Raw genomic sequence first — 8,674 nt, 5'->3', positions numbered from 1 at the left:
CGTTTGAAGTTGCTAATGTATCAGCTCCTGCAAATGCTCTATCTGTAATAAGAACTGCATCATCAGCTCCCATACATAAAGCTTCTCTTAAAGCTTCTTTAGCTTGTGGAGGTCCCATACTTATAACTGTTATTTTTGCTCCACTATTTTCTTTTATTTGTAAAGCTGCTTCTAATGCATGCTTATCTTCTGGGTTAATTATTGATGGTACACCATCTCTTATAAGTGTTCCTGTTTTAGGATCAATTTTTACTGCTGTTGTATCTGGAACTTGTTTTAAACAAACTAATATATTCATTCTATTTAGGCCTCCCCTTTATCTTAACTTGCTTCCTGCGATAACCATTTTTTGAACTTCTGAAGTTCCTTCATAAATTTCAGTTATCTTAGCATCTCTCATCATTCTTTCTACTGGGTACTCTTTAGTGTATCCATATCCACCGAAGATTTGTACTGCTTTAGTAGTAACATCCATAGCAACTTCTGCTGCATATAATTTTGCTCTAGCTGCATCTACTGAATATGGAAGTCCTGCTTCTTTTAAAGTTGCTGCCTTATAAACTAAATGTCTAGCTGCTTCTACTTTAGTATCCATTTCAGCTATCATCCATTGCAATCCTTGGAATGCTGATAAAGGTCTACCAAATTGTTTTCTTTCTTTCATGTAGTTAACTGCTTCTTCTAATGCACCTTCTGCAATTCCTAGTGCTTGAGCAGCTATACCAATTCTTCCTCCATCAAGAGTTTTCATTGCTATTCCAAATCCTTTTCCTTCTTTTCCAAGTAGGTTTTCTTTTGGAACTACACAATTTTCCATAATAAGTTCTGTAGTTGATGAAGCTCTAATTCCTAGCTTGTCTTCTACTTTCCCTACTGAGAATCCTGGGAATGATTTTTCAACAACAAATGCTGATATTCCTCTAGTTCCTTGGCTCTTATCTGTCATAGCAAATATTATGAAAGTTTCAGCAACTCCACCATTTGTTATGAATATTTTTGATCCGTTTAAGATATAGTTATCTCCATCTAAAACTGCTGTAGTTTGTTGTCCTGCTGCATCAGTTCCAGCTCCTGGCTCAGTTAAACCAAATGCTCCAACTTTTCTTCCTGAAGCTAAGTCAGGTAAATATTTAGCTTTTTGCGTAGGGTTACCAAATTGATTTATAACAGCTCCACATAAAGATGTGTGTGCTGAAAGGATAACTCCTGTAGTACCACACACTTTTGATAATTCTTCAACTGCTAAAATATATGAAAGAGTGTCTCCGCCTGCTCCTTCAAATTCTTTAGGAAATGGTATTCCCATTACTCCTAATTTAGCCATTTTTTCAACGTTTTCCATTGGAAATCTTTCTGTTTCATCAATTTCAGCTGCAATTGGCTTAACTTCGTTTATAGCGAATTCTCTAACCATTTGTCTTACTAATTCTTGTTCTCTAGTTAATTGGAAATTCATTTAAATTGCCCTCCTATTCATTACACCCTGTCTTCTATATAATATTTATTATTTAAAGTTTTATTTATATACTATTTATTTTGGAAGTTTTTAGCTCTTCTTTCTAAGAAAGCTGTCATTCCTTCTGTTTGATCTTCTGTTTTAAAACATTTACCAAAATCTTCTGCTTCAATCATAATAGCTTCATCTATTGATACTTGCATTCCTCTATCTATTGCATCCTTACAAAGTTTGTTTGCAATTGGTGCATTATTCATTATTTTATTTGCCATTTCTTTTGCAGCATCCATTAATTCTTCTAATGGTACTACTTTATTAACTAACCCTATTCTTAAGGCTTCATCTGCTTTTATAATGTCATTAGTGTATATAAGTTCCTTAGCTTTACCCATTCCAACTATTCTTGGTAATCTTTGAGTTCCACCAAATCCTGGAGTTATTCCAAGTCCTGATTCAGGTTGACCAAACTTAGCTTTTTCTGATGCGATTCTAATATCACAACTCATAGCAAGTTCACATCCACCACCTAAGGCAAATCCTGATACAGCCGCTATAACTGGCTTATCTAATTTCTCGAATCTTCTGAAAACTCTATTTCCTAAAATTCCAAATTCTCTTCCTTGCTCTTCTGTTAAGTCTTTCATTTCTGCAATATCCGCACCTGCAACAAAAGCTTTTTCTCCTGCACCTTTTAAGATAACTGCATAAATATTACTGTCTTTTTCTAAATCTTCAACTACTGTATTTAAATCAGCTAATGTTTCAGAATTTAAAGCGTTTAATGCTTTTGGTCTGTTAATAGTAACAATAGCTAAATTTCCTTCTTTCTCAAGAAGTACATTTTTTAATTCCATTTTAAAATCCTCCTTAACACACTCTCTTTATTTAATAGCAAATTTTTACTTATTTGTCGATTGTTAATATTTTATTTAGAAAATTTTACTTGTTTGTTAATTATATAACAAATAAAAACAAAAAAATAATTGAAGTCTCTCAACTTCAATTATAATTATAATCCTTCGTTAAATCTTTTGCAATATATATTGTGAAAAATTATACAATTTTTTTAGCATAATCCAATTCTTACATTATATATGTTTTATTTATTGTGTAATAAATAAATTAATGTTAAAAGGCTCTCACTTAAATGTACATTTTCAACAATAACATCATTTGGAACTACTAAATCTACAGGTGCAAAATTCCAAATAGCTTTAACTCCACCAGCTACTAATATATCAGAAACTTTTTGTGCATTTACTCTCGGTACACAAACTACACCTATATCAATTTTATTTGTTTCTAAAAATCCTTCTAACTCATCAATATCTTCTATTGATATATCTCTTATTTTTATTCCATTTAATTTAGGATTTGCATCAAATATTCCTTTTAAATCAAAGCTCATCTTTCCAAATCTAGTATAGTTTGCAATCGCTTGACCTATATTCCCTGCCCCTACAATAACACCAGTGTGCTCATTATCTAAACCTAATATTGTTCCTATTTTACTTGCAAGTTCTCTTACATTATAGCCGTATCCTTGCTGCCCAAAATCACCAAAGCAATTTAAATCTTGTCTGATTTGTGATGCTGTAAAGCCGATCTTTTCTCCTAACTCTTTTGAAGATATTCTATCAACATCATTTCTTAATAATTCATTTAAATACCTATGATATTTAGGCAATCTTTTTATAACAGCCATAGAAATATTTTTTTTCTTTTCCATCTCTATGTCTCCTTCTAATTTATTTTATTCCCTTCTTTTAAAGGGTGTGAAATTTTTAACTATCATCTTTATTCTACCATATTTCTTTATATTTAAACCACTTTTTTAAAATAATTATATATTTTATATGTAATTTTTAGAAATCTTTATGTATTTTCTTCCTTACCCTTTTAAAAATTGATAGCTTGTTTTTTATTTATCAAACTTTCATATGTAATTATATTTGGATAAAAATAAAGTTTATGTATAAAAACTTACACATAAACTTCATCCCAATTTTAATATAAAGTTAAACCTTATATGTGAGAATATGAAATATTCCCTAATGCCTTTTCCCTCTCGCCTGAAAGTTCATCTTGAATTATACCTTAGAAACTCGAATTTTGTCAATGGAATTCCTTTCTATTTTAATGCTCTCATAGAATTTATTACAGCTATTACTGTAACTCCTACATCTGCAAATACAGCTTCCCACATATTAGCTACTCCAAATATAGCTAATAATAATACAAGAAGTTTAATTCCTAATGAAAATATAATATTTTGCCAAAGGATTTTATTTGTCTTCTTAGCTACTAATATTCCCTCTTTCAATGCCATTGGATTATCTTGCATTAAAACAATGTCTGCTGCCTCTATAGCTGCATCAGAGCCAATTCCACCCATAGCAACTCCAAGATCTGCTCTAGCTAAAACAGGGGCATCATTTATTCCATCTCCTACAAAAGCTACATTCTTATATTCTTTTGATTCTAATATTTCTTCTAATTTTTCTACTTTTCCACTTGGTAATAATTCTGAATATACTGTATCAACTCCAAGTTCTTTTGCTACCTTTTCTCCAACTTTTTTATTATCTCCTGTTAGCATAACAATATTTTTTACACCAACTTCTTTAAGTTCTTTTATAGCTTTTTTTGAATCTTGTTTAATTTTATCTGAAATTATAATACTTCCTTTAAACTCTCCATTAACTGCTAAATATACTATTGTTCCTATTGCATCAATTTCAGTTACTTTTATATTATTTGACTGCATTAATTTATAGTTACCTACTAAAATTTTATTGCCATCTATTTCACCTTGAATTCCCATTCCTGGAACTTCTTTATGATTTTCTACAATAATATCTTCAACATCACCTTGCTTACTTGCTTCAAATTCATCTAAGATTGATTTTGCTATTGGATGATTTGATAATTTCTCACATGCTGCTGCATATTTTAATACATCACTCTTAGATAATCCACCATAGCTATCTATTTTAGAAACTTTAAAAATTCCTTCTGTTAATGTTCCTGTTTTATCAAAAATAACTACATCAACATTTTTAAGCACTTCTAAGTAGTTTCCACCTTTAACTAATATTCCTTTCTTAGATGCACTTCCTATACCTGCAAATAATCCTAAAGGAACTGATACTACTAGAGCACATGGACATGATACAACTAAGAATATTAAGGCTCTAGAAAACCATGTTGTAAACTCTTGTCCTGGAATTACTATTGGCGGTACTATTGCTAAAACTATTGCTGCAATGACTACTACTGGAGTATAATATCTTGAAAATTTAGTGATAAACTTTTCTGTTTTTGCTTTCTTGCTACTAGCATTTTGAACAAGCTCTAATATTCTTGCAACTGTACTTTGTTCAAACTCACTAGAAACTCTCATTTTAATTGTTCCTGTTATATTAATACTTCCACCTAAAACCTCTTGTCCACATTCTTTCTCCACTGGAATAGATTCACCTGTTAATGCTGATGTATCTATTGTTGTATTACCTTCTACAATTGTTCCATCTAATGGTACTCTTTCACCTGGTTTTATAACTATTATTTCATTCATTTTTACTTCTTCAGGTGCTACTTTTAAAATTCTGCCATCTTTAAAAAGATTCGCATACTCTGCTTTTATGTCCATTAAAGCACTAATTGAATTTCTTGATTTATTTACAGCATAGCTTTGGAACATTTCACCTATTCCATAAAATATCATAACTGCAACTGCTTCAGGATATTCTCCAATTGCTAATGCCCCAAATGTTGCTATTGTCATTAAGAAGTTTTCATCAAAGAAATTTCCTTTAATTAAGTTCTTAAATGCTGTTATTATAACTTTATGTCCTACTAATAAGTACGCTATTATAAAAAAGATAACTGAAATACTATCTTTTTCTCCTAAGAATATTCCTATTCCATAAATAAATATTCCTATTATTAATTGGATATTTTCTAATAATTTATTTATTAGTTTACTTTCTTTTACTTTCTCTTCTTTAGTATCATCCTTATTTTCTTCTAAAGAGCTTCCTCTCATTTCTCCATCATTAGCATTATAGTTTTCAACTACCACACCTGGCTCAAGCTTATTTACTACAGCCTTTATTTTTTCAAACTCTTCTCTTTCACTTATATTCTCATATTCTACTATTAATAATTTAAATGAAAAATTTAAAGTACAACTTTTAACCTCTGGAAATTCTGATACTAAGCTTTCTATTTTTCCTGCGCAATGTGCACAATCTAATCCTTTTAATGATAATTTCATCTTACCACTTGTACTATTTTTTCCTAAAGAGTATTTTTCAACTACTACATGTGGCTCAAGCTTATTTATTATCCCTCTTACTTTTTCTATCATTTCATCTTCACTTAAATTATCATACTCTACTATTAATAATTTAAATGAAAAATTTAAAGTACAATTTTTCACTTCTGGAAGTTCTGATACTATATTTTCTATTTTCCCTGCGCAATGTGCACAGTCTAGTCCTTTTAGTGATAACTTTAACTTTTCCATAACCGCTCTTACTCCTCTATATGATTTAGGCCTTCATTAAATATTCTCATAATATGCTCATCATCAAGAGAATAATATACAACCTTTCCTACACGCTTAAATTTTACTAGTCTATTTGCTTTTAAAGTTCTAAGTTGATGCGATATTGCAGATTGAGTCATATTTAAAAGTGCTGCTAAATCACATACACACATCTCTGCCTCATATAATGCACAGATAATTTTTATTCTTGTACTATCTCCAAATACTTTAAAAAATTCTGCTAAATCATATAATGTTTCCTCTTTTGGTAATTTATCTTTAACTTTTGTTATTGTATCTTCATGAATTATAGTGTAATTACATTTATCTATTTTTTGATTATTTTCTATCATTCTAATTCTCCTCTTTTCATATGAGTAATTGTTCATATGTTCATTATATGAATTCAAAGAGAATTTGTCAACATTATTTTTTAATTTTTTTGGTTTTTTTTTACATTTATTAATATTTATAATATCATACTTTACCTAATAAATCTTATAAAAAAAATCTGTAGGAAGATTTTTCTTCCTACAGATCTTTTAATTTACTTTCAATTCAGTTTTTATATCATCTATGCTCTTAAAACTTCTTTTTTTTTCAGTATTTTTAATAACACTTTTCAGGACTGTATTCATTATACTATTGCAAATATAATATGCAAAATTCAGATCATTTAAGTAACTTTCTTTTTTTCTATACATTTCCTGTGTCTTATCTATAAACTCTCTAACATCTTCCACTTCTAATCTATCTAGTCTCATTAAAGACACATTATAGTTCTTAGCAATTTTAGCAAGTTCTCTTTCATAATTAACATGTGGTCTCATTGCATTTTTAAATTCCCACCTTTGACTGTGAGGTATACAATAATAATCACATAAAAAATGACATATTACACCAAGTTCAGCACTAAACTTCCCAACTCCATCATTTATAACATCATCTGGAGTTAATGTTGATAACTCTGTTATCATTTCTATAATCATGTCTATGCTTTCATCAAAATAATGTTTTTTAAACTTATATTTTGATGCACAATCTGGCTTTATAGTTCCCCATGTAAATCTATTTTTGCTCACTAAAAATTTTTTATCATCATCTATGTTATTATATAACGTATTAGCTATTAGTTTATGAGTGTTCATCATCATAAAACTCGCACCTTCTTTTTTTTATCTTTTCCAATCATTATAACCTATTTAGATTTATTTTATGTGGCAATTTTATTAAGTTTTTCTATTCCTTTTCAAATTCCAAGAATTTTTTATTGTAATTTAAATTTCTTCACAATAAAAGACTTCCTTAAAAATCTTGTTGAAAATCAACAAATCTTTCAAAGAAGTCTAAAATCTTATAAGTATCTCTTATATTTTTCTTCTGATTCTAATTTAGTTAACAAATGCTTTATTTCTTGATCTCTTTTTTTATCCATAACAAGCAGTACATCTCCAGCGTCAACTATAACTAAATCTTTTACACCTAGTCCTATAATTAAATTCTTTCCACCAAAAACTGCACAGTTTTCACAGTCATCTAAATAAGCATTCTTAGAAATAGAATTGCTTTCCTTCCTATCTAAAAATCTACTTAGTGCTGTAAAACTTCCAATATCATCCCAATAAAAATCACATTGTATTACATATGCTTTTCTAGTTCTTTGCATAACACCAAAGTCTATTGAGATTCCATTTATACTCTCATATTCGCGCATAATAACTTCCTCTTCATCATCTTCGCCAATATGCCTATATATTTCCATTAAAGATTTATATACGTTAGGCAGATACTTCTCAATTTCCCTAAGTATAATATCTGCTCTAAAGATAAACATTCCTGAATTCCAAAGGTAATTTCCTGTGTAGACAAATTCTTTTGCTACATCTAAATTAGGTTTTTCTGTAAACCTTGCTACCTTATAAGTGGCAATATCCCCACTAACCTGCTCGCCCATCTCAATATAGCCATAACCAATTTCAGGTCTGGTTGGCTCTATTCCTAAGGTTACTATAGCTTTTCTCCTATTTGCTAATTCAATAGCTTGGGCTAGGGTATTCACATACTCCTGTTCGTCTTTAATGTAGTGATCTGAAGGTAAAACAATCATAACTGCATCTTGGTCTTTCTTTAAAAGCTTAACTGCTGATAAACCTATACATGTTGCAGTTTCTTTATTCATAGGTTCTGTTATAATGTTTTCTTTACTGATGTCTTTTAGTTCATCTCTTATTTGGTCTTCATAGTCCTTGTTTGTCACAATATATATATTTTCTTTTTCTATTAATGGAGCTATTCTTTCCACTGTGTTTACTAAAAAACTTTTTTCATTTATAACATCTAGAAATTGTTTTGGTCTGTTCATCCTTGATAAAGGATATAATCTACTTCCTTTACCTCCAGCTAATATAAGTCCGTATATCATTTCTTCAACTCCATTTAGCATTTATAGTTTATTTTATGTTTTTCCACAATTTTTGTGAATTTCAACATTCTTTATAATCTATTCTTTTTCTATAGTTTTATGATTTCCTTTCTCTTTTTGTTTTCTTAATTTAATGATTTTCTCTTTATTTAAAGCATTTTTATTTACTTTTATTTTCTTATTTAGATTCTGACTTTAATTAATTTAGAACTTTTTATTTTATATTATTTTTTGGTTTTATTTA

The 8,674-nt window shown here is 29.3% G+C and carries 8 protein-coding genes; all 8 read right to left on the bottom strand.

Features of this window, described 5'->3' with window-relative positions; genetic code table 11:
- The coding region (locus ACRDDY_RS06395) for an electron transfer flavoprotein subunit beta/FixA family protein (protein WP_438564141.1) at positions 1-298 on the bottom strand (298 nt) is incomplete at its 3' end.
- Positions 299-316: 18 nt separating this feature from the next.
- Positions 317-1,456, bottom strand: coding sequence for an acyl-CoA dehydrogenase (locus tag ACRDDY_RS06390; protein ID WP_438564140.1), 1,140 nt, complete (start codon positions 1,454-1,456; stop codon positions 317-319).
- A 71-nt stretch (positions 1,457-1,527) separates the two neighbouring features.
- Positions 1,528-2,310, bottom strand: a complete 783-nt coding sequence (locus ACRDDY_RS06385; RefSeq protein ID WP_438564139.1) for a short-chain-enoyl-CoA hydratase — start codon at positions 2,308-2,310, stop codon at positions 1,528-1,530.
- A gap of 245 nt (positions 2,311-2,555) precedes the next feature.
- Positions 2,556-3,185, bottom strand: a complete 630-nt coding sequence (locus ACRDDY_RS06380) for a redox-sensing transcriptional repressor Rex (RefSeq protein ID WP_438564138.1) — start codon at positions 3,183-3,185, stop codon at positions 2,556-2,558.
- A gap of 402 nt (positions 3,186-3,587) precedes the next feature.
- Complete coding sequence (locus ACRDDY_RS06375; protein WP_438564137.1) at positions 3,588-5,987, bottom strand: heavy metal translocating P-type ATPase; 2,400 nt, start codon at positions 5,985-5,987, stop codon at positions 3,588-3,590.
- A gap of 8 nt (positions 5,988-5,995) precedes the next feature.
- Entirely contained in the window at positions 5,996-6,361 is a 366-nt protein-coding gene (locus tag ACRDDY_RS06370; protein WP_438564136.1) for an ArsR/SmtB family transcription factor, read from the bottom strand.
- Positions 6,362-6,550: 189 nt separating this feature from the next.
- Entirely contained in the window at positions 6,551-7,162 is a 612-nt protein-coding gene (locus ACRDDY_RS06365) for a zinc dependent phospholipase C family protein (RefSeq protein WP_438564135.1), read from the bottom strand.
- 200 nt (positions 7,163-7,362) lie between these two features.
- Positions 7,363-8,430: a mannose-1-phosphate guanylyltransferase gene (locus ACRDDY_RS06360; RefSeq protein WP_438564134.1), complete on the bottom strand. Its 1,068-nt coding sequence runs from the start codon at positions 8,428-8,430 to the stop codon at positions 7,363-7,365.
- Positions 8,431-8,674: the final 244 nt, after the last annotated feature.

Source organism: Clostridium sp. (assembly GCF_051656525.1).
Lineage (GTDB): Bacteria > Bacillota > Clostridia > Clostridiales > Clostridiaceae > Clostridium.
This window is presented reverse-complemented; position numbering and strand designations above follow the sequence as displayed.